This window comes from Burkholderia anthinoferrum (assembly GCF_002925705.1).
Classification (GTDB): Bacteria; Pseudomonadota; Gammaproteobacteria; order Burkholderiales; family Burkholderiaceae; genus Burkholderia; species Burkholderia semiarida.
The window spans coordinates 124,445-142,907 of record NZ_LFZP01000041.1 but is presented as its reverse complement, the minus strand read 5'-3'; the positions used below and the strand labels follow the sequence as shown (position 1 = coordinate 142,907).

At 66.4% G+C, this 18,463-nt stretch carries 18 protein-coding genes; 16 read left to right on the top strand and 2 right to left on the bottom strand.

Features of this window, described 5'->3' with window-relative positions; genetic code table 11:
- Positions 1 to 21: 21 nt before the first annotated feature.
- The 13 genes from pheA to cysM all read left to right on the top strand — a co-directional run bounded on the left by pheA (position 22) and on the right by cysM (position 13,208).
- On the top strand, positions 22 to 1,104 hold the full coding sequence (gene pheA, locus C5F75_RS13925) for a prephenate dehydratase (RefSeq protein WP_034206715.1): 1,083 nt from the start codon (positions 22 to 24) through the stop codon (positions 1,102 to 1,104).
- 186 nt (positions 1,105 to 1,290) lie between these two features.
- Positions 1,291 to 2,217 carry a prephenate dehydrogenase gene (locus tag C5F75_RS13920; protein ID WP_059574067.1) on the top strand — a complete coding sequence of 309 codons (927 nt, stop codon included), beginning with the start codon at positions 1,291 to 1,293 and terminating at the stop codon, positions 2,215 to 2,217.
- Positions 2,218 to 2,230: 13 nt separating this feature from the next.
- Complete coding sequence (aroA, locus tag C5F75_RS13915; RefSeq protein ID WP_059574066.1) at positions 2,231 to 3,535, top strand: 3-phosphoshikimate 1-carboxyvinyltransferase; 1,305 nt, start codon at positions 2,231 to 2,233, stop codon at positions 3,533 to 3,535.
- A 13-nt stretch (positions 3,536 to 3,548) separates the two neighbouring features.
- Positions 3,549 to 4,235 (top strand): (d)CMP kinase, encoded by a 687-nt coding sequence (gene cmk / locus C5F75_RS13910; protein WP_059574065.1) that lies wholly within the window; start codon positions 3,549 to 3,551, stop codon positions 4,233 to 4,235.
- 142 nt (positions 4,236 to 4,377) lie between these two features.
- Positions 4,378 to 6,090, top strand: a complete 1,713-nt coding sequence (rpsA, locus tag C5F75_RS13905; protein ID WP_059574327.1) for a 30S ribosomal protein S1 — start codon at positions 4,378 to 4,380, stop codon at positions 6,088 to 6,090.
- A gap of 22 nt (positions 6,091 to 6,112) precedes the next feature.
- Positions 6,113 to 6,436, top strand: coding sequence for an integration host factor subunit beta (locus C5F75_RS13900; protein ID WP_006486894.1), 324 nt, complete (start codon positions 6,113 to 6,115; stop codon positions 6,434 to 6,436).
- Between the two features lie 210 nt (positions 6,437 to 6,646).
- Positions 6,647 to 6,940, top strand: coding sequence for a lipopolysaccharide assembly protein LapA domain-containing protein (locus C5F75_RS13895; protein ID WP_034183038.1), 294 nt, complete (start codon positions 6,647 to 6,649; stop codon positions 6,938 to 6,940).
- 54 nt (positions 6,941 to 6,994) lie between these two features.
- On the top strand, positions 6,995 to 8,167 hold the full coding sequence (gene lapB, locus C5F75_RS13890) for a lipopolysaccharide assembly protein LapB (protein ID WP_059574064.1): 1,173 nt from the start codon (positions 6,995 to 6,997) through the stop codon (positions 8,165 to 8,167).
- 90 nt (positions 8,168 to 8,257) lie between these two features.
- Positions 8,258 to 9,658, top strand: a complete 1,401-nt coding sequence (locus C5F75_RS13885; RefSeq protein ID WP_059574063.1) for a UDP-glucose dehydrogenase family protein — start codon at positions 8,258 to 8,260, stop codon at positions 9,656 to 9,658.
- Positions 9,659 to 9,665: 7 nt separating this feature from the next.
- Positions 9,666 to 10,616 (top strand): D-glycero-beta-D-manno-heptose-7-phosphate kinase, encoded by a 951-nt coding sequence (gene rfaE1, locus C5F75_RS13880; protein WP_059574062.1) that lies wholly within the window; start codon positions 9,666 to 9,668, stop codon positions 10,614 to 10,616.
- A 63-nt stretch (positions 10,617 to 10,679) separates the two neighbouring features.
- Complete coding sequence (rfaD, locus tag C5F75_RS13875; RefSeq protein ID WP_006496538.1) at positions 10,680 to 11,672, top strand: ADP-glyceromanno-heptose 6-epimerase; 993 nt, start codon at positions 10,680 to 10,682, stop codon at positions 11,670 to 11,672.
- Positions 11,673 to 11,746: 74 nt separating this feature from the next.
- The gene (locus tag C5F75_RS13870; RefSeq protein ID WP_059574061.1) at positions 11,747 to 12,091 is read left to right on the top strand and encodes a ComEA family DNA-binding protein; all 345 of its coding nucleotides are present in this window, start codon (positions 11,747 to 11,749) and stop codon (positions 12,089 to 12,091) included.
- Between the two features lie 214 nt (positions 12,092 to 12,305).
- Positions 12,306 to 13,208 carry a cysteine synthase CysM gene (gene cysM, locus C5F75_RS13865; protein WP_059574060.1) on the top strand — a complete coding sequence of 301 codons (903 nt, stop codon included), beginning with the start codon at positions 12,306 to 12,308 and terminating at the stop codon, positions 13,206 to 13,208.
- An 85-nt stretch (positions 13,209 to 13,293) separates the two neighbouring features.
- Here the strand turns inward: cysM and mltB are convergent, their stop codons facing one another.
- Entirely contained in the window at positions 13,294 to 14,637 is a 1,344-nt protein-coding gene (gene mltB, locus C5F75_RS13860) for a lytic murein transglycosylase B (RefSeq protein ID WP_081066588.1), read from the bottom strand.
- Between the two features lie 43 nt (positions 14,638 to 14,680).
- Here mltB and C5F75_RS13855 point away from each other — a divergent pair, with 43 nt between their 5' ends.
- Positions 14,681 to 15,604, top strand: coding sequence for a histone deacetylase family protein (locus tag C5F75_RS13855; RefSeq protein ID WP_059574058.1), 924 nt, complete (start codon positions 14,681 to 14,683; stop codon positions 15,602 to 15,604).
- Positions 15,605 to 15,637: 33 nt separating this feature from the next.
- Here C5F75_RS13855 and C5F75_RS13850 read toward each other — a convergent pair whose 3' ends face one another.
- Complete coding sequence (locus C5F75_RS13850; RefSeq protein WP_104012366.1) at positions 15,638 to 16,546, bottom strand: alpha/beta hydrolase; 909 nt, start codon at positions 16,544 to 16,546, stop codon at positions 15,638 to 15,640.
- A 216-nt stretch (positions 16,547 to 16,762) separates the two neighbouring features.
- Between C5F75_RS13850 and C5F75_RS13845 the strand changes: the two genes are divergently transcribed.
- Positions 16,763 to 17,797, top strand: coding sequence for a methionine ABC transporter ATP-binding protein (locus C5F75_RS13845; RefSeq protein WP_059574056.1), 1,035 nt, complete (start codon positions 16,763 to 16,765; stop codon positions 17,795 to 17,797).
- Positions 17,787 to 18,440, top strand: coding sequence for a methionine ABC transporter permease (locus C5F75_RS13840; protein ID WP_059574055.1), 654 nt, complete (start codon positions 17,787 to 17,789; stop codon positions 18,438 to 18,440). Before C5F75_RS13845 ends, C5F75_RS13840 begins: the two co-directional genes overlap by 11 nt.
- Positions 18,441 to 18,463 lie beyond the last annotated feature (23 nt).

The window sequence follows — 18,463 nt, the reverse complement described above, 5'->3', positions numbered from 1 at the left end:
TCAAACAGCACGGCAAAACGCATGGACGACGAACTGAATTCCCGCCTGAAACCGCTGCGCGACCGCATCGACGCGATCGACGCGCAGCTGATCGCGCTCCTGAACCAGCGCGCCGCGGTGGCGCTGGAGGTGGGCGAGGTCAAGAAGCATTTCAACGCGCCGGTGTTCCGGCCGGAGCGTGAGCTGCAGGTGATCGCGCGGCTGCAGGACATGAGCGCCGGGCCGCTCGCGAGCGAGCACATCAGCGCCATCTGGCGCGAGATCATGGCGGCGAGCCGCGCGCTCGAGCAGACGATCCACGTCGCGTTCCTCGGGCCGGTCGGCACGTATAGCGAGCAGGCGATGCTCGAGTATTTCGGCCAGTCGATCGAAGGGCTGCCGTGCCCGTCGATCGACGAGGTGTTCCGCTCGGTCGAGGCCGGTGCGTCCGCGTTCGGCATCGCGCCGGTCGAGAATTCGACCGAAGGCGCCGTCTCGCGCACGCTCGACCTGCTGCTGCAGACCCAGCTGGTGATCAGCGGCGAGCTCGCGCTGCCCATCCATCACAACCTGCTCACGCAGAGCGGCACGCTCGACGGCGTGAAACGTGTCTGCGCACATGCGCAGGCGCTCGCGCAATGCCAGCAGTGGCTCGCGGCGAATGCGCCGCAGCTCGAGCGGCAAGCCGTGGCGAGCAACGCGGAGGCCGCGCGCCTCGCCGCGGCCGATCCGACCGTCGCCGCGATCGCGGGCGACCGCGCGGCCGCGCACTACGGTTTGCAGATCGCGTTCTCGCTGATCCAGGACGACCCGCACAACCGCACGCGCTTCGTAATCGTCGGCAAGCAGCCGGCCGGCCAAAGCGGTCACGACCAGACGTCGCTGATCGTGTCGGTGAAGAACGAGCCGGGCGCCGTGTTCAAGCTGCTCGAACCGCTCGCGCGGCACGGCGTGTCGATGACGCGCTTCGAATCGCGTCCGGCCCGCGTCGGCACGTGGGAGTATTACTTCTACATCGACATCGAAGGGCACCGCGACGATGCGGCGGTGGCGGCCGCGCTCGCGGAACTCGGTCAGAAGGCCGCGTTCCTGAAGATACTCGGCTCGTATCCGCGCGCACGGTGACGCGCTGCGGCCCGGCGCCCGCTTGTGCAGGCGTGGTGGCCGGGCGGGCAGGGCAGGCCGGTCGGCGCTGCCGAAGGCGGGCTCGGGCGGTATCCGGTGCAGGTTGCGCCGGATGCGGGCCCGCTGCCCGGAATCTGGAATTCCGCGTGCGGGGCGTCGTTTCGCGCGCGTAACTTGGCTCTTGTCGTGTCAGGCTTTGCATTCAACAAACTGGTCATCTTCGGCGTCGGCCTGATCGGCGGGTCGCTCGCGCGCGCGTTGCGCGAGCGCGCGCCGGGCAGCGCGGGCGAGATCGTCGGCGTGGGTCGTTCGCAGGCGTCGGTCGAGCGCGCGCTGTCGCTCGGCGTGATCGACCGTGCGGCGGCGCTCGACGACGACGCGCAATTGCGCGACGCGCTGGCCGGCGCCGATCTCGTCCTGCTGGCCGCGCCCGTCGCGCAGACGGGCCCGTTGCTCGCGCGCGTCGCGCCGTGGCTCGACCGCGCGACGATCGTCACCGATGCGGGCAGCACCAAGTCCGATGTCGTCGCGGCGGCGCGCGAAGCGCTCGGCGCGCGCATCGCGCAGTTCGTGCCGGGTCATCCGATCGCGGGGCGCGAATCGAGCGGTGTCGAGGCCGCGTTGCCGGATCTCTACGTCGGCCGCAACGTCGTGCTCTGCCCGTTGCCGGAGAACGCGCCCGAAGCCGTGGCGCGGATCGATGCGATGTGGCGCGCGACCGGCGCCGACGTGCGCACGATGAGCACCGAGCAGCACGATCGCGTATTTGCGTCGATCAGCCATCTGCCGCACGTGCTGTCGTTCGCGCTCGTCGAGCAGATTCTCGGCGAAGCCGACGCGGAACTGAAATTCTCGTACGCGGCTGGCGGTTTCCGCGATTTCACGCGCATCGCGGCGTCGAACCCGGAAATGTGGCGCGACGTGTGCGTCGCGAATCGCGCGGCGCTGCTCGACGAGCTCGACGGCTATACGCGCGTGCTCACGCGGTTGCGCGCGGCGATCGACGCCGGCGACGGCGCGGCGCTCGAAGCCGTATTCACGCGCTCGCGCGCCGCACGCAAGGCATGGCAGGAACGCGGCGGCACGCCGGCTGCCGAACCGGTCAAGAAATAACAGGACGATTCCCATGGACTATCTCGATCTCGGCCCATACTCCAGCGCATCGGGCACCGTGCGCCTGCCCGGCTCGAAGAGCATTTCGAACCGCGTGCTGCTGCTCGCGGCGCTCGCCGAAGGCGAAACGACGATCACCAACCTGCTCGACTCCGACGACACGCGCGTGATGCTCGACGCGCTCGGCAAGCTCGGCGTGAAGGTCGCGCGCGACGGCGACACCTGTGTCGTCACCGGCACGCGCGGCGCGTTCACCGCGAAGACGGCCGACCTGTTCCTCGGCAACGCGGGCACGGCGGTGCGGCCGCTGACCGCCGCGCTCGCGGTGAACGGCGGCGACTATCGCGTGCACGGCGTGCCGCGCATGCACGAGCGGCCGATCGGCGATCTCGTCGACGGTTTGCGCCAGATCGGCGCGCAGATCGACTACGAGCTCAACGACGGCTACCCGCCGCTGCGGATCAAGCCGGCGACGATCTCGGTCGACGCGCCGATCCGCGTGCGCGGCGACGTGTCGAGCCAGTTCCTCACCGCGCTGCTGATGACGCTGCCGCTCGTGAAGGCGAAGGAGGGCAGGACCGTCGTCGAAGTCGACGGCGAGCTGATCTCGAAGCCGTACATCGACATCACGATCCGGCTCATGGCGCGTTTCGGCGTGACCGTCGAGCGCGACGGCTGGCAGCGCTTCGTCGTGCCGGCCGGCGTCCGCTACCGCTCGCCGGGGCGGATCATGGTCGAGGGCGACGCGTCGTCCGCGTCGTACTTTCTCGCGGCCGGCGCGTTGGGCGGCGGCCCGTTGCGGGTCGAGGGCGTGGGGCGCGCGAGCATCCAGGGCGACGTCGGTTTCGCGAACGCGCTGATGCAGATGGGCGCGAACGTGACGATGGGCGACGACTGGATCGACGTGCGCGGCATCGGCCACGATCACGGCAAGCTGGAGCCGATCGACATGGACTTCAACCTGATTCCCGACGCGGCGATGACCATCGCGGTCGCGGCGCTGTTCGCGAACGGCACGAGCACGCTGCGCAACATCGCGAGCTGGCGCGTGAAGGAGACGGACCGCATCGCCGCGATGGCGACCGAGCTCCGCAAGGTCGGCGCGATCGTCGAGGAAGGCCCCGACTATCTCGTCGTCACGCCGCCGGAAAAGCTCACGCCGAATGCGGCGATCGATACGTACGACGATCACCGGATGGCGATGTGCTTCTCGCTCGTCAGCCTGGGCGGCGTGCCCGTGCGGATCAACGATCCGAAGTGCGTCGGCAAGACGTTCCCCGACTATTTCGACCGCTTCGCCGCGCTCGCCAAGGCCTGACCCGACTGTTCCGATGAAATCCACCCGACCCTTTCACCCGACTCCCGTCATCACGATCGACGGCCCGACCGCTTCCGGCAAGGGCACCGTCGCGGCGCTCGTCGCCGCGCACCTGGGTTTTCACCTGCTCGACAGCGGCGCGCTGTACCGGCTCGCGGCGCTCGCGAGCGTGCGCTACGGCATCGCCGCGGAAGACGTCGACGCGCTGGTGAAGCTGATCGACGACCTGCACATCACGTTCCGTGAAGGTTGCGCGCAGCTCGACGGCGTCGACGTGTCGAACGACATCCGCGCCGAAGCGGTCGGCAACCGCGCGTCGGCCATCGCCGTGCACGGGCCCGTGCGCACCGCGCTCGTCGCGCGCCAGCGCGCGTTCCGCAAGACGCCTGGCCTCGTGGCGGACGGGCGCGACATGGGCACCGTGATCTTCCCGGACGCCGTGCTGAAGGTGTTCCTGACGGCCAGCGCCGAGGCACGCGCGACCAGGCGGCATAAGCAATTGATGCAAAAAGGTTTTTCTGCTAATATAGATGACTTGCTCCGGGATCTTCGTGAACGTGACGCGCGCGACAGCAATCGCGCGGCCGCGCCGCTGAAGCCTGCGGCAGATGCCAAGCTGCTCGATACGTCGGCACTTTCGGTCGATGAAGCCGTCGACCAGGTGCTGCAGTGGTACCGGGCACTCGGCCAGCCGGCCTGAGAAGGCAGGCAGCGGTAGGTGCTTCGCGTCGCAAGCGCGGAGCGTGTTTCGAACCCTTAACCCCGTGTGGTCCTCGATCTGGCCCTTTCAGCCTGCCATTCCGGCCGGCGTGGCATAGCGAGCCATGCACAATCAGATTTTTATGTCCGACCTGCAAACCTCCAACCCGAATACCGAATCCTTTGCGGCTCTGTTCGAAGAGTCGCTGACCCGCCAAGACATGCGCGCCGGCGAAGTGATCTCCGCCGAAGTCGTGCGCGTCGACCACAACTTCGTGGTCGTCAATGCAGGCCTGAAGTCCGAGGCTTACATTCCGATCGAGGAATTCCTGAACGATCAGGGCGAGGTTGAGGTGCAGTCGGGCGATTTCGTGTCCGTCGCGATCGACGCACTCGAAAACGGCTACGGCGACACGATCCTGTCGCGCGACAAGGCGAAGCGCCTTGCATCGTGGCTGTCGCTGGAAAAGGCGCTCGACAACAACGAGCTCGTCACCGGTACCATTACCGGCAAGGTGAAGGGCGGCATGACCGTGATGGTCAACGGCATCCGCGCGTTCCTGCCGGGTTCGCTGGTCGACACGCGTCCGGTCAAGGACACGACCCCGTACGAAGGCAAGACGCTCGAGTTCCGCGTGATCAAGCTCGATCGCAAGCGTAACAACGTCGTGCTGTCGCGTCGTGCAGTGATCGAAGCCACGCAAGGCGAAGAGCGCGCGAAGCTGCTCGAGACGCTGAAGGAAGGCGCGATCGTCAACGGCGTGGTCAAGAACATCACCGACTACGGCGCGTTCGTCGACCTCGGCGGCATCGACGGCCTGCTGCACATCACCGACATCGCATGGCGTCGCGTGCGTCACCCGAGCGAAGTCCTGTCGGTTGGCCAGGAAGTCACCGCGAAGATCCTCAAGTTCGACCAGGAGAAGAACCGCGTCTCGCTGGGCATCAAGCAACTGGGCGACGATCCGTGGGAAGGCATCTCGCGCCGCTACCCGTCGGGCACGCGCCTGTTCGGCAAGGTCACGAACATCACCGACTACGGCGCATTCGTCGAAGTGGAATCGGGCATCGAAGGCCTCGTCCACGTGTCGGAAATGGACTGGACCAACAAGAACGTTGCGCCGTCGAAGGTTGTCCAGCTGGGCGACGAAGTCGAAGTCATGGTCCTCGAGATCGACGAAGACCGCCGTCGTATCAGCCTCGGCATGAAGCAGTGCAAGCCGAATCCGTGGGATGACTTCAGCCGCAACTTCAAGAAGGGCGACAAGATCACGGGCGCGATCAAGTCGATCACCGACTTCGGCGTGTTCATCGGTCTGCCGGGCGGCATCGACGGCCTGGTCCACCTGTCGGACCTGTCGTGGAGCGAAGCCGGCGAAGAAGCCGTTCGCAAGTACAAGAAGGGCGACGAAGTCGAAGCAATCGTGCTCGGTATCGACGTCGAGAAGGAGCGCATTTCGCTCGGCATCAAGCAGCTCGAAGGCGACCCGTTCAGCAACTACGTTGCCATGAACGACAAGGGCTCGATCGTCGACGGCGTCGTGAAGACGGTCGATGCGAAGGGTGCGGTCGTCACGCTGACGGGCGACGTCGAAGGCTACCTGCGTGCGTCGGAAATCTCGCAGGATCGCGTCGAAGACGCACGCAACGTGCTGAAGGAAGGCGACAAGGTCAACGCGATGGTGATCAACATCGATCGCAAGTCGCGCGGCATCAACCTGTCGATCAAGGCGAAGGATTCGGCCGAGCAACAGGAAGCGATCCGCGGCCTGCAGTCGGACACGAGCGCTGCCGCGACCGGTACGACCAACCTCGGCGCGCTGCTGAAGGCGAAGCTCGACGGCCAGAACCAGTAAGCCTTACGAGGTCTGCTGAAGTATGACCAAATCCGAGTTGGTCGCGCAGCTGGCATCGCGATTTCCGCAACTTGTCCTCAAGGATGCGGATTTCGCGGTGAAAACGATGCTCGATGCGATGTCCGACGCCCTGGCGAAAGGGCATCGCATTGAAATTCGGGGTTTCGGCAGCTTTGGCCTCAACCGTCGCCCGGCGCGCGTCGGACGCAACCCGAAGTCGGGGGAGAAAGTGCAGGTGCCCGAGAAGTTCGTGCCGCACTTCAAACCTGGCAAGGAGTTGCGTGAACGCGTCGACGGCCGCGCCGGTGAACCGCTGAAGGCTGACGATCCGGACGACGAGCGTTGAGCGTCGTTCGGTGTGCCCGGAACCTGTCCGGCGAAGGCTGAAAAGAAAAGCGCCCCTTGCGGGCGCTTTTTTCATTTCGGGCCACGGGTGTGCAACGCGGGCGCACAGGATGTGCGCAGCCGCGGAAACGCTTCCTTTACAATACGGGTCGATTCGGTGCGACGAAGGGGAGTCGCGCGCCGCGGCAAACCTCAACAAAGAGAGGGCTTCATGAAGTTTATCGTCTGGCTGATCCGGGTATTGGTGTTCGTCCTGCTGCTGGTGCTCGCCCTGGCCAATACACAAACCGCGACGCTGAATTTCGTTGCCGGCTACGCATGGCAAGCGCCGCTGATCCTGATCGGCCTGGCATTCTTCGTCGTGGGGCTGCTGGCCGGCCTGCTGTCCGCGCTGCCTTCAATCTTCCGCCTGCGTCTCGAGAACGGGCGTTTGAAGCGCGATCTGCGTGCGGCGCGCGAAACGCCCGCCGTCATCGACCAGCCACCGATGCCGCCCGTCATTTAACACGGACGCCGCGCGATTCCTCGCGCGGTTTTCGTCTCTGCTTCGATATTTCGCATGGATCTGGATTTCTGGTGGTTGCTCGCGATTCCGGTCGCATTCGCGCTCGGTTGGGCGGCGTCACGCTATGACCTGAAGAATCTCCTGTCGGAGAGTGCCAACCTGCCGCGCTCGTATTTTCGCGGCCTGAATTTTCTGTTGAACGAACAACCGGACAAGGCGATCGATGCGTTCATCGAGGTGGCCAAGCTCGATCCCGAGACGGTCGAGCTGCACTTCGCGCTCGGCAACCTGTTTCGCCGTCGCGGCGAGACCGACCGCGCGATCCGCGTGCACCAGAACCTGCTGAGCCGCACCGATCTGCCGGTCAACGAGCGCGACCACGCGCTGTACGAACTGGGCCAGGACTTCCTGAAGGCCGGCCTGCTGGATCGCGCCGAAGAGGCGTTCCACAAGCTCGCGGACGGCGACTACGCGCTCGGCGCACAGCGGGCGTTGCTGACGATCTACGAGATCGAGAAGGACTGGAACAAGTCGATCGACACGGCCAAACGCATCGAATCGATGAGCGACAAGCCGCTCGGCATCGAAATTGCGCAGTTTCACTGCGAACTCGCGCAGGACGCGCTGCAGCGCAAGAATGCCGCAGCGGCGGCCGAGCAACTGCGCCTTGCGCTGACCGTGAATCCGCAGAACGTCCGTGCGACGGTTCTGTCCGGCGATGCGGCGGAAGCGGCGGGCGACCACGCGGCCGCGATCGAGTACTGGAAGCGCGTCGAAGCGCAGAATCCGGCGTATCTGCCGCTCGTCGCCGACAAACTGATGAAGGCGTACGTCGCACTCGGCAAGAACGTCGAAGGCGCGGAGCTGCTGATGGGGTACGTCGATCGTTATCCGTCGAACGACCTGCTCGACATCGCCTATCAGCATATCGCCGGGTTGCGCGGCCAGGATGCCGCGCACACGCTCGCGCGCACGCAGATGGAAAAGTCGCCGAACCTGTCGGGGATGCTGCACCTGCTCGATGCGCAGATCGCGGCGGCCGACGAACCGCGTCGTAAGGAACTTGAAATGATGCGTGCGCTGATCAAGCAGCGCACGAAAAATCTGCCACGGTATACGTGCCAGAATTGCGGTTTCCGGGCACGGCTCTTCTACTGGCAGTGCCCCGGCTGCAGCGGCTGGGAAACCTATGCGCCGCGCCGCGTCGAACCTGCGATGCCGGGCTGATCCCGGCGCGCGGAGCCAACGCGCAGCGGTTGCCGCCGGGCTCGTCCCGGCGGCCAAGTTAGTCAATTACCGGGAAGTACCGGAACATCTATGAAAATCACCATCATCGGCACCGGCTATGTCGGTCTCGTCACGGGCGCCTGCCTCGCGGAGATCGGTCACGACGTCTTCTGTCTCGACGTCGATCCGCGCAAGATCGACATCCTGAACAACGGCGGAATGCCGATTCACGAACCGGGGCTGCTGGACATCATCGCGCGCAACCGCACGGCGGGGCGCCTGCGCTTTTCGACCGACATCGAGGCGAGCGTCGCGCATGGCGAGATCCAGTTCATCGCGGTCGGCACGCCGCCCGACGAGGACGGCTCGGCCGACCTGCAATACGTGCTCGAGGCCGCGCGCAACATCGGCCGCCACATGACGGGCTTCAAGGTGATCGTCGACAAGTCGACGGTGCCGGTCGGCACCGCGCAGCGCGTGCGCGGCGTGGTCGACGAGGCGCTTGCCGCACGCGGGCTCGCGGGCAGCGTCGCGCATCGCTTCTCGGTCGTATCGAACCCGGAATTCCTGAAGGAAGGCGCCGCGGTCGAGGACTTCATGCGTCCGGACCGGATCATCATCGGCGTCGACGACGACGAAACCGGCACGACCGCGCGCGAGAAGATGAAGAAGCTCTACGCGCCGTTCAACCGCAATCACGAGCGCACGATCTACATGGACGTGCGTTCGGCCGAGTTCGCGAAGTATGCGGCGAACGCGATGCTCGCGACGCGCATCTCGTTCATGAACGAGATGTCGAATCTCGCCGACAAGGTCGGCGCGGACATCGAGGCCGTGCGACGCGGGATCGGCTCCGATCCGCGCATCGGCTATCACTTCCTGTACGCGGGCGTTGGCTACGGCGGCTCGTGCTTCCCGAAGGACGTGCAGGCACTGATCCGCACCGCGGGCGAGAACGGCCAGCCGCTGCGCATCCTGGAGGCCGTCGAGGCCGCCAACCATGCGCAGAAGGACGTGCTGATCGGCAAGATCGAGCAGCGCTTCGGCGCCGACCTGACGGGCCGCGAGTTCGCGGTCTGGGGCCTGGCGTTCAAGCCGAACACCGACGACATGCGCGAGGCGCCGAGCCGCCGCCTGATCGCCGCGCTGCTCGAGCGCGGAGCAACCGTGCGCGCGTACGATCCGGTCGCGGTCGACGAAGCGCGGCGCGTGTTCGCGCTGGATTTCGGCGACGATGCGCACGCACTGGCGCGGCTGCATCTCGTCGACACGCAGGATCTCGCCGTCACCGGCGCGGATGCGCTCGTGATCGTGACCGAGTGGAAGGAATTCCGCAGCCCCGATTTCACGCGCCTGAAGGCCGAACTGAAGGCGCCGGTGATCTTCGACGGGCGCAACCTGTACGAGCCGGACGCGATGGCCGAGCTGGGCATCGACTATTACGCGATCGGCCGGCCGTACGTCGATCCCCAGTCGTCCTCCCGTGGCTGAACGTACGATGAATACTCTTCGCGAAATCGTTCCGGTGCCGCGCGAGCAACTCGCGCGCTCGCGTGTGCTCGTCGTCGGCGACGTGATGCTCGACCGTTACTGGTTCGGCAACGTCGATCGCATTTCACCTGAAGCGCCGGTGCCGGTCGTGCACGTGCAGCGCCAGGAGGAGCGGCTCGGCGGCGCGGCCAACGTTGCGCGCAATGCCGTGACGCTCGGCGGTCAGGCCGGCCTGCTGTGCGTCGTCGGTTGCGACGAACCCGGCGAGCGGATCGTCGAGCTGCTCGGCAGCAGCGGCGTGACGCCGCATCTCGAGCGCGATCCCGCACTCCCGACCACGATCAAGCTGCGCGTGCTCGCGCGCCAGCAGCAACTGCTGCGCGTCGATTTCGAGGCGATGCCGACGCACGAGGTGCTGCTCGCGGGGCTCGCACGCTTCGACGTGCTGCTGCCGCAGCACGACGTCGTGCTGATGTCGGATTACGCCAAAGGCGGTCTCACGCACGTGACGACGATGATCGAGAAGGCGCGTGCGGCCGGCAAGGCGGTCCTGGTCGACCCGAAGGGCGACGACTGGGCACGCTATCGCGGCGCATCGCTGATCACGCCGAATCGCGCGGAACTGCGCGAGGTGGTCGGGCAGTGGAAATCGGAAGACGACCTGCGCGCGCGCGTCGCGAATCTGCGTGCGGAGCTCGGCATCGACGCGCTGCTGCTCACGCGTTCGGAGGAGGGCATGACGCTCTTTTCCGCGGGCGGCGAACTGCATGCGCCGGCGCTCGCGCGCGAGGTGTTCGACGTGTCGGGCGCGGGCGACACTGTGATCGCGACGGTCGCGACGATGCTCGGCGCCGGTGTGCCGCTCGTCGACGCCGTGGTGCTCGCGAATCGCGCGGCAGGCATCGTGGTCGGCAAGCTCGGCACGGCCACCGTGGATTACGACGAACTGTTTCACTGAGCGCATTCGGCGGCGCGACGAGCGCGCCGCACGCATGGCTCGCACTTTTCAGGCAGGACGATCATGACCCTCATCGTCACCGGCGCAGCCGGTTTTATCGGCGCGAACATCGTCAAGGCGCTCAACGAGCGCGGCGAGACGCGCATCATCGCGGTCGACAACCTGACGCGCGCGGACAAGTTCCGCAATCTCGTCGACTGCGAGATCGACGACTATCTCGACAAGACCGAATTCGTCGAACGCTTCGCGCGCGGCGATTTCGGCAAGGTACGCGCGGTATTTCATGAAGGCGCCTGTTCGGACACGATGGAAACCGACGGCCGCTACATGATGGACAACAACTTCCGCTACAGCCGCGCGGTGCTCGATACCTGCCTCGCGCAGGGCACGCAGTTCCTGTATGCATCGTCGGCCGCGATCTACGGCGGCTCGACGCGTTTCGTCGAGGAGCGCGACGTCGAGGCGCCGCTGAACGTGTACGGCTATTCGAAGTTCCTGTTCGATCAGGTGATCCGTCGCGTGCTGCCGAGCGCGAAGAGCCAGATCGCGGGCTTCCGCTATTTCAACGTGTACGGCCCGCGCGAGACCCACAAGGGCCGCATGGCGTCGGTCGCGTTCCACAACTTCAACCAGTTCCGCGCGGAAGGCAAGGTGAAGCTGTTCGGCGAGTACAACGGCTATGCACCGGGCGAGCAGACGCGCGATTTCGTGTCGGTCGAGGACGTGACCAAGGTGAACCTGTTCTTCTTCGATCATCCGGAGAAGTCGGGCATCTTCAATCTCGGCACGGGCCGCGCCCAGCCGTTCAACGATATCGCATCGACGGTCGTGAACACGCTGCGCGCGCTCGACAACCAGCCGCCGCTGACGCTCGCGCAGCAGGTCGAGCAGGGCTTGATCGAATACGTGCCGTTCCCCGATGCGCTGCGCGGCAAGTATCAGTGCTTCACGCAGGCCGACCAGACGAAACTGCGCGCGGCCGGCTACGACGCACCGTTCCTGACCGTGCAGGAAGGCGTCGATCGCTACGTCCGTTGGCTATCCGGCCAGGTTTAAACCGGCGCGTCACATCGATAGACTGGGTCTCACGGTCGGCAGCCGCCGGCCGTTTTTCTTCGGAGATCCAGCACATGATCAGGAAATGGTTTGCCGCGGCGGTCATGCTCGGTGCGGTGGCGTCGGCCTGGGCGGCCGTCGACGTCAACACCGCGAACGAGGATGCGCTCGTCGGCATCAAGGGCATTGGCCCGGCGCGGGCGAAGGCGATTCTCGACGAGCGCGGCGCACACGGTCCGTTCAGGAATGCGGACGATCTCGCCACGCGCGTGAAGGGCATGGGCGGGCATACCGTCGAGCGGCTTCAGCAGGAAGGGCTGACGATCGGTGCGGCGGCCGGTACGGGTACGACGCCGCCGGCCGCGGGCAAGCCGGCGGCGGCAAAGCCCGCCGCACCGGCCCGCACGGCGCAGAAATAACGGGTCGCACATAACCCGACACAGGGCTCCTTCAGCCGCCGTCGTTGCGACGGCTTCCCGCGGCATGCCGCGGGTTTTTTGCGTGCGGCGGGCTGCGCGACGATCGCGAACCGCGCGGCGCGCGTATTCCATCGTCGTAATGGGGTTGCCGGCGCGCGTGCCGGTGCTGGTTTACAATCGATCGATTGATCGGCCTCGCACTCACGGTATATCCATGGCTTACAAAACTATCGAAGACACGATCGGCAATACGCCGCTCGTGCAACTGGTCCGCCTGCCGGACGACGAGATTCGCGCGCGCAACAACGTGCTGCTCGCGAAGCTCGAGGGTAACAATCCGGCCGGTTCCGTGAAGGATCGCCCGGCGCTGTCGATGATCAGCAAGGCCGAGGCGCGCGGGCGCATCAAGCCGGGCGATACGCTGATCGAGGCGACGAGCGGCAACACGGGCATCGCGCTCGCGATGGCCGCGGCGATCCGCGGCTACAAGATGGTGCTGATCATGCCGGAGGATCTGTCGGTCGAGCGCCGCCAGAGCATGGCCGCTTATGGCGCCGAAATCATCCTGACGCCGGTGAAGGGCGGGATGGAGCTGGCGCGCGATCTCGCAGAGCAGATGCAGCGCGAAGGCAAGGGCGTGATCCTCGACCAGTTCGGCAATCCCGACAATCCCGTCGCGCACTACGAAGGAACGGGGCCGGAGATCTGGCGCGATACCGAAGGGCGCATCACGCACTTCGTGTCCGCGATGGGCACGACGGGCACGATCATGGGCACGTCGCGCTACCTGAAGGAACAGAATCCGGCGATCGAAATTATCGGCGCGCAGCCGGAAGACGGCTCGCGTATTCCCGGCATCCGCAAGTGGCCGGAAGCGTACATGCCGACCATCTTCGATCGCAGCCGTGTCGATCGCGTCGAAAGCGTGAGCCAGGCGGCGTCGGAAACGATGACGCGCCGCCTTGCGGCGGTCGAAGGCATCTTCGCGGGCATTTCGTCGGGCGGCGCATGCGAAGTCGCGATGCGCATCGCACGGCAGGTCGAGAACGCGACGATCGTGTTCATCGTCTGCGATCGCGGCGACCGCTACCTGTCCACGGGCGTGTTTCCCGCCTGAGCGAGAGCGGGGCGCGATTCGCGCGTCGATAAAAAAAGCGCCGCGTTCCGTGAACCGCGGCGCTTTTTCTTTGGGCGACCAGCGCTTACTGCGGCTGCGCGTCGTCGGCGGCCGGTTGCAGCGCGCCATTGGCTTCCATCTGCGCCTTCACGGCCTCGCCGAGCTGGTACACGGCGAGCGCGTAGAAGAAGCTGCGGTTGTAGCGCGTCAGCACGTAGAAGTTCTTCAGGCCGAGCATGTATTCGGTCGCGCGCCCCGGCGTCGGCAGGTCGACCACGGTCACCGGCGTGCCGGCTTCGGCCGTGATGTTGACCGTCGGCTCGTTCAACGTCATGCCCGCGCGCAGCAGTTGCGACAGTGCCCAGTGCGGTTCGGGCTGGCCGTCCGCGGCGGCCTGCGCGATGCCCAGGCTGCCCGTGTCGGGCGTGATCTGCCAGACCACCGGGCGGTCGGTTTCCCAGCCGTGCTGCTTCAGGTAGTTCGCGACGCTGCCGATCGCATCGACAGGACTGCTGCGCAGATCGACGTGGCCCGTACCGTCGAAGTCGACCGCGTATTCGCGGATGCTGCTCGGCAGGAACTGAGGAATCCCGATCGCGCCGGTGTACGAGCCGAGCACGGTGGTCGGGTCGAGCTGGTTGTCGCGGGTCCAGACCAGGAAGTCTTCGAGGTTCTTGCGGAACGTGGCCTGGCGGCTGTCGCGATTCGGCGTGTCCGGGTAGTCGAACGTCAGTGTGGTCAGCGCGTCGAGCACGCGGAAATTGCCCATGTAGCGGCCATAGATGGTCTCGACGCCGATGATGCCGACGATCACCTCGGGCGGCACGCCGAACTGCTCGGACGCGCGCTGCAGCGTCGCCTGGTTCGCCTTCCAGAACTTCACGCCGGCGTTGATGCGGATCGGTTCGATGAAGCGCGAGCGATAGACGCGCCAGTTCTTGACCGAAGGCGTGGGCGCGGGCCGCACGAGCTTGACGGCCGTCGCCGAGTAGCTGATGCGCGAGAACAGCGCATGCAGGCTCGCCGAATCGAAGCCGTTGCGGCTCACCATCTCGTCGATGAACGCGTCGACCTTCGCGTTGTTCGCGTACCGCTGCGGAACGATTTCCTCTTCGAAAGTCTGGCCTTGCGGCGTCGGCTGCTGCGGCTGGGCCTGCGCGACGAGCGTGCCGGCGGGCTTCGCCGGCTGCGTCTGCGCGACGGCAGGCGCGGTGCCGAGGGCCGTGGCGATGGCAGCGGCGACGAGCGGAGCGCGAACGCGGAACAGCGCGGGGAGAAGGGCGGCAGGCTTGCTGGAATTCATGTCGAAGCGGGCGGACAGGGCGATGGTGTTCGGCGCAGTATACCCGACGCATCCGGCGCGCCGGGCCGAAGCGGGCCCCCGTTGTGGTAAGTTAGCGGCGAATTCGCGGCAGACGATGGACATCATTGAGGGAGACCTGCGGCGCACCCTGCGCCACGGATGACAGCTTATGGCAACCGCTTTCTATACGCACCCCGACTGCATGCTGCACGAGATGGGGGAGTGGCATCCGGAATGCCCGGCCCGCCTGTCGGCGATCCAGGATCAACTGATTGCGAGCCGCATCGACGACCTGATCGTGCACGAAACCGCGCCGTTCGCGAGCGAGGTCGCGCTGGGCCGCGTGCATACGCAGGCGCACATCGACTACATCCGCAGCATGACGCCGGTCGACGGTTACGTCGAGATCGATCCCGATACGCTGATGAATCCCGACACATGGCGCGCGGCGCTGCGCGCGGCCGGCGCCGCGATCGCGGCGACCGACGCGGTGATCGAGGGCCGCTATGCGAATGCGTTCTGCGGCGTCCGCCCGCCCGGCCATCATGCGGAGCCTGCCCGAGCGATGGGCTTCTGCTTCTTCAACAACGTCGCGATCGCCGCGCGGCACGCACTGGACGTACACGGCATCGAACGGGTCGCGATCATCGATTTCGACGTGCACCACGGCAACGGCACCGAGGCGGCGTTCGCGAACGACGAGCGCGTGCTGATGTGCAGCTTCTTCCAGCATCCGCTGTATCCGTTCTCGGGCGTCGATCATCAGGCGCCGAACATGGTCAACCTGCCGATGCCCGCGCGCAGCAACGGGATGGCGATCCGCGAAGCCGTCGACATGTTCTGGCTGCCGCGCCTCGACGCGTTCAAGCCGCAAATGCTGTTCGTGTCGGCCGGCTTCGACGCGCATCGCGAGGACGACATCGGCAATCTCGGTCTCGTCGAGGCCGACTTCGAATGGCTGACCGCGCAGATCGTCGAGGTGGCGCGCCGGCATGCGCAGGGCCGCATCGTCAGCTGCCTCGAAGGCGGCTACAACCTGTCCGCGCTGGGGCGCAGCGTCGTCGCGCACCTGCGCGTGCTGGCCGGGATCTGAATCCCGGCCGACCGGCCAACCGGCCGGCCGCGCTCAGCGCGCCGGCACGCGCGCGTGAATCCACGCGATCAACGCGTCGATCACGCGATCGCGTTCGAGGTCGTTCATCGTTTCGTGGAAGCCGCCTTCGTACAGCGTCAGCGTACGGTCGGGCGAGCCGACGCGCGCGCCGAACGCGCGGCTGCCGTCGGGTTCGGTCAGCTTGTCGTCGGTGCCGTGATAGACGAGCACCGGCACGCGGAGCGTGTCGCGACCGTTTTCGATGCGCGCCATCGCGTCGAGAATCTCCGCACCGGTGCGTGCGGGCACGGCGCCGTGATGCACGAGCGGGTCGGCGCGATTGGCCGCGACGATGGCCGGATCGCGCGACAGCAGCGCCGCATCGATCCTGATCGCGGGGAAAGTGGGCCACACGCGGCTGATGACGCGGCTGACCGCGAGCATCCTGCGCGGCACGTCGCGCCCGGGCGCAAGCGCCGGACTCGACAGCACGAGGCCCGTCAGCGCGTGGCCGCGTACCGGTGCACGTTCGATCGCGTAGAGCGCCGCGATCGCGCCGCCCATGCTGTGTCCCATCAGGAACAGCGGCGCTTCGCCGCGCGCGGCTTCGGCCACCAGCGCGTCCGCATCGTTCAGGTAGTCGTCGAAACGTTCGACCCAGGCTCGCTTGCCGGGCGACTGGCCATGCCCGCGCAGATCGATCGCCAGCACGTCGATGCCGGCCGCGTTCAGCCGGCCGGCGAGCGCGGCATGGCGGCCCGCGTGTTCGGCGAGGCCGTGCACCAGCGCGATCGTCGCGCGCGGCGGCGCGGCGCCGTCGCCGGCCGGCCAGCGGTACGACGCCAGTTCGAGCCCGTCGGCGGTACCCAGCCGACCCATCCGCGGCGCGGGCGCCGATCCGGCGGTGGCGGGTGCGGCGGCCGGCGTGGTGGTCGTGCTCATCTGGCGTGTCCCCTGTTCGTTGGTCGGTGTTCCGGATCATAGTCGCGGGATTCTCGCGAGCCCCCAGCGGCGCCCCTCTAATTTCATTTGGTTATGAAAAGATCGAAATCGATTATTAAGGGGAATGAGGGGTTTGCGGTAAAATCGCGGGTTATTCCAGATGCATCGGCGGCCGACTGGCGGGCCAACTCGCCGGCCGGCCGCCGTTTTGTTTACATGATCGAATTGCGCAATCTTTCGCAGCGTTTCCCCGGCCCGGGCGGCTGGGTCGAAGCGTTGCACAACGTCAATCTGACGATCCCGCAGGGCGAGGTGTTCGGCATCATCGGCCGAAGCGGCGCCGGCAAGAGCACGCTCGTGCGCACCATCAACCTGCTCACGCGGCCGACCGAAGGCAATGTCGTCGTCGGCGGGCGCGATCTCACGCTGCTGTCGGCCGGCGCGCTGCGCGAAGCGCGCCGCGAAATCGGCATGATCTTCCAGCACTTCAACCTGCTGTCGTCGCGCACGGTGTTCGACAACGTCGCGCTACCGCTCGAGCTGGCCGGCGCGAGCCGTGCCGACATCGAAGCCGCGGTGCTGCCGCTGCTCGACCTGGTCGGGCTGTCCGCGCAGAAGGATCGCTATCCGGCGCAGATCAGCGGCGGGCAGAAGCAGCGCGTCGGCATCGCCCGCGCGCTGGCGAGCCAGCCGAAGGTGCTGCTGTCGGACGAGGCGACGTCGGCGCTCGACCCCGAAACCACGCGTTCGATCCTCGACCTGCTGAAGCGCATCAACCGCGAGCTCGGCCTGACGATCGTGCTGATCACGCACCAGATGGAAGTGATCAAGCAGGTCTGCGATCGCGTGGCGGTGCTCGATGCGGGGCGCGTGGTCGAGGAAGGCCGCGTGATCGACGTGTTCCTGCAGCCGCATCACGAAGTGACGCGCGCGCTGATCGGCGACGTGATCGCGCAGGAGTTGCCGCCCGCGCTGAAGGCGCGCGTGGCCGAGCGGCTGAAGACGGGCAGCGGGCATCTGCTGCGGCTCGCGTTCACGGGCTCGGGGGTCGACCAGCCGATCCTGTCGGAGACGATCCGCCGGTACGAACTCGATTTCAACATCCTGCATGGCCAGATCGACGAGATCCAGGGGCAGGCATTCGGTTCGCTCGCGGTGCTCGCGGGCGGCGAGCCGGGCAAGGTCGGGCAGGCGCTCGCGTTCCTGCGCGAGCAAGGTGTGGTGGTAGAGGAGCTTTCGTATGTTGAGTGAGATGTTCGATATGTTCGTGCAGTCGTTCTGGGAGACGCTGATCATGGTCGGCATCTCCGGGGCGGTCGGCGCGCTCGTCGGCCTGCCGCTCGGCGTGCTGCTCTACCTGACCGATCGCCAGGGCGTGCTGCAGAATCTCGCGGTCAATCGCGTGCTCGGCGGCATCGTGAACGCGGTCCGCTCGACGCCGTTCATCATCCTGCTGGTCGCGGTGATTCCGTTCACGCGGCTCGTTACCGGTTCATCGATCGGCACGGCCGCGGCGGTCGTGCCGCTGACGCTCGCGGCCGCGCCGTTCATCGCGCGTCTCGTCGAAACCGCGCTGCGTGAAGTCGATCGCGGGCTGATCGAGGCCGCGCAATCGATGGGCGCGACCACGTCGCAGATCGTATTCAAGGTGCTGTTGCCCGAATCGCTGCCGGGCGTCGTCGCGGGCCTGACGATCACGTTCGTGTCGCTGGTCGGCTATTCGGCGATGGCGGGCGCGATCGGCGGCGGCGGGCTCGGCGATCTCGGGATCCGTTACGGTTACCAGCGCTATCTGCCGGAAGTGATGTGGACGGTCGTCGCGATCCTGATCGTGTTCGTGCAGATCGTGCAATCGCTCGGCGATTGGCTGGTGCGCCGGCTGAGCCACAAATAAGATCAGACCGTTTCGATAGGGGA

Excerpts from the sequence above, each read along its gene's own strand:
- pheA (WP_034206715.1), top strand. The coding sequence starts at position 22 with ATGGACGACGAACTGAATTCCCGCCTGAAACCGCTGCGCGACCGCATC.
- aroA (WP_059574066.1), top strand. The coding sequence starts at position 2,231 with ATGGACTATCTCGATCTCGGCCCATACTCCAGCGCATCGGGCACCGTG.
- cmk (WP_059574065.1), top strand. The coding sequence starts at position 3,549 with ATGAAATCCACCCGACCCTTTCACCCGACTCCCGTCATCACGATCGAC.
- rpsA (WP_059574327.1), top strand. The coding sequence starts at position 4,378 with ATGTCCGACCTGCAAACCTCCAACCCGAATACCGAATCCTTTGCGGCT.
- C5F75_RS13900 (WP_006486894.1), top strand. The coding sequence starts at position 6,113 with ATGACCAAATCCGAGTTGGTCGCGCAGCTGGCATCGCGATTTCCGCAA.
- C5F75_RS13895 (WP_034183038.1), top strand. The coding sequence starts at position 6,647 with ATGAAGTTTATCGTCTGGCTGATCCGGGTATTGGTGTTCGTCCTGCTG.
- lapB (WP_059574064.1), top strand. The coding sequence starts at position 6,995 with ATGGATCTGGATTTCTGGTGGTTGCTCGCGATTCCGGTCGCATTCGCG.
- C5F75_RS13885 (WP_059574063.1), top strand. The coding sequence starts at position 8,258 with ATGAAAATCACCATCATCGGCACCGGCTATGTCGGTCTCGTCACGGGC.
- rfaE1 (WP_059574062.1), top strand. The coding sequence starts at position 9,666 with ATGAATACTCTTCGCGAAATCGTTCCGGTGCCGCGCGAGCAACTCGCG.
- rfaD (WP_006496538.1), top strand. The coding sequence starts at position 10,680 with ATGACCCTCATCGTCACCGGCGCAGCCGGTTTTATCGGCGCGAACATC.
- C5F75_RS13870 (WP_059574061.1), top strand. The coding sequence starts at position 11,747 with ATGATCAGGAAATGGTTTGCCGCGGCGGTCATGCTCGGTGCGGTGGCG.
- cysM (WP_059574060.1), top strand. The coding sequence starts at position 12,306 with ATGGCTTACAAAACTATCGAAGACACGATCGGCAATACGCCGCTCGTG.
- mltB (WP_081066588.1), bottom strand. The coding sequence starts at position 14,637 with ATGATGTCCATCGTCTGCCGCGAATTCGCCGCTAACTTACCACAACGG.
- C5F75_RS13855 (WP_059574058.1), top strand. The coding sequence starts at position 14,681 with ATGGCAACCGCTTTCTATACGCACCCCGACTGCATGCTGCACGAGATG.
- C5F75_RS13850 (WP_104012366.1), bottom strand. The coding sequence starts at position 16,546 with ATGAGCACGACCACCACGCCGGCCGCCGCACCCGCCACCGCCGGATCG.
- C5F75_RS13845 (WP_059574056.1), top strand. The coding sequence starts at position 16,763 with ATGATCGAATTGCGCAATCTTTCGCAGCGTTTCCCCGGCCCGGGCGGC.
- C5F75_RS13840 (WP_059574055.1), top strand. The coding sequence starts at position 17,787 with ATGTTGAGTGAGATGTTCGATATGTTCGTGCAGTCGTTCTGGGAGACG.